Raw genomic sequence first — 2,091 nt, forward strand, 5'->3', positions numbered from 1 at the left:
CTTCAAGTGGATGCCGCCCACCCCGTGGGGTGCGGTCGCCGCCCGGGCGCTGGTGTATTGGCTGAAGGACCCGCGCTACGCGATCGGCGTGCTGATGGTCCCGGTGCTGCCGGTGATCTTCTACTTCGCCGGCTCCCAGTCCGGCAGCTACGCGATGATGTTCCTGCTCGGCCCGATCTTCGGGATCCTGATGGGCTTTTCCATCTCCGCCGACGTCTCCTACGACAACACCGCGTTCTCCCTGCATGTGCTCACCGGGGTGCGGGGCCGCGATGACCGGATCGGGCGCATGCTCGCCTGCCTGCTGGTGGGCCTGGTGCCGGTGCTGCTCGGGGCGATCCTGCCCGGGGCGCTGACCAACCAGTACTGGCGCATCCCGGCCGATGTGGGCCTCTCGCTCGGTGCGCTGCTGGTGGCCCTGGCGATCTCCTCGGTGGTCTCGGCCCGCTACACCTACGCGGTCCCGCTGCCGGGGGAGAACCCGATGAAGACCCCGCCGGGTAACGGGGTGCGCGTGGCGCTGACCCAGCTGCTGACCTTTGGCGGGATGGGGCTGCTCTTGCTGCCGCTGGTGATCCCGTACCTGTTTGCGATCTTCGGCCGTATCCAGCCGTTGGGTTGGGTGACCCTGGCCGGCGCATTCGTCTACGGCGGGATCCTGCTGTTGGTCGGTGTGCGGGTGGGCGGCAAGTGGATGGATGCCCGCCTGCCGGAGCTGATGCAGGCGGTGCTGCTGAACAAGTAGCGGCCTCGACGGCCATGGCGCCCCACCCAAGCCCCGGTAGCCGGGTGCTGGATGACCTCCAGCACCCGGCTACCGGGGCTTTGCCATGTCCGCAACCCCCTGCCGGTGCCCGGAACTTCACACGGTGTTCAAAGCCATGCGCCGTGTCCGGAAAGTCGGCAGGTCAGCCCGGTAATCGAGCGGATTTCCGGGGCTGCCGCGGACCGCTTGCGCGTGCTGTGGGGGATTGGGTGGAGCGCGAAAAGTACTAGACTGGATGCCATGGTTGAAGAGTCACAAGAAACCCGCGGCGGAACAGCAACAATCGAGCGGACCGAGACGCAGCAGAACGTTGAGGCCGGCGATCACGAGCGCTTCGCACACTATGTGCGCAAGGAAAAGATCATGGAATCGGCCCTATCCGGGGAACCGGTGATCGCCCTGTGCGGCAAGGTCTGGACTCCCGGCCGCGACCCCAAGAAGTTCCCGGTCTGCCCGGAGTGCAAGGAAATCTACGAATCCATGCAGGGCGACTAACCGACCTGCCCTCACGCCCGGCAGCCGCACGGCTGCTGGGCATTGATTCGTGGTCCGCGCCGGGAGAGGATAGATGACCGACACACTTTTCGACATTGGTGACAAGCTTCCGCTGGAAGACAAGCTGCCGGTGGCATATCCGGAACGCGCGGCCTGGGGCACCGGGCCGAAGCTGCGTGCCTGGCAGGCCGAGGCGCTTGCCCTCTACTTCGACACCGAACCCAAGGACTTCCTGGCGGTGGCGACCCCCGGCGCCGGTAAGACCACGTTCGCGCTGCGCCTGGCCAAGGTGCTGGTGGACTCCAAGAAGATCAACCGGATGATCGTGGTCGCGCCCACCGACCACCTGAAGAAGCAGTGGGCCGACGCGGCCGGCCGTGTCGGGCTGGCGCTGGACCCGAACTACAAGAACTCCGATGGCCGCCACGGTGATCACTACCTCGGGGTCGTGGTCACCTATGCGCAGGTTGCCCAGAAGCCGGCCGTGCACCGGGCCAAGACCGAGGACGCGCGCACCTTGGTGATCATGGACGAGGTCCACCACGCCGGTGACGCGCTGTCCTGGGGCGATGGCATCCGCGAGGCCTTCGAACCGGCCACCCGCCGGCTGGCGCTGACCGGTACCCCGTTCCGTTCGGACACCGCCCCGATCCCGTTCGTGCAGTACACCGACGAGGGGGATGGGATCCGCCGCTCCAAGGCCGACTACACCTACGGCTACGGCAACGCGCTGACCGACCACGTGGTGCGCCCGGTGCTGTTCATGGCCTACTCGGGCAACATGCGCTGGCGCACCGCCGCCGGCGAGGAAATGGAGGCCCAGCTCGGTG

At 67.0% G+C, this 2,091-nt stretch carries 2 protein-coding genes and 1 pseudogene; all 3 read left to right on the plus strand.

Annotation, left to right across the window (positions count from 1 at the left end; translation table 11 throughout):
• Positions 1–745 (plus strand): annotated as a pseudogene (locus tag JCM19049_RS12465) (transporter); the annotation flags it as partial.
• A gap of 261 nt (positions 746–1,006) precedes the next feature.
• On the plus strand, positions 1,007–1,261 hold the full coding sequence (locus JCM19049_RS12470) for a DUF3039 domain-containing protein (protein WP_054821750.1): 255 nt from the start codon (positions 1,007–1,009) through the stop codon (positions 1,259–1,261).
• A gap of 73 nt (positions 1,262–1,334) precedes the next feature.
• On the plus strand, positions 1,335–2,091 hold a 757-nt coding region (locus tag JCM19049_RS12475; protein WP_279403132.1), incomplete at its 3' end, for a DEAD/DEAH box helicase family protein.

It is taken from the genome of Arthrobacter sp. JCM 19049, from assembly GCF_001310435.1.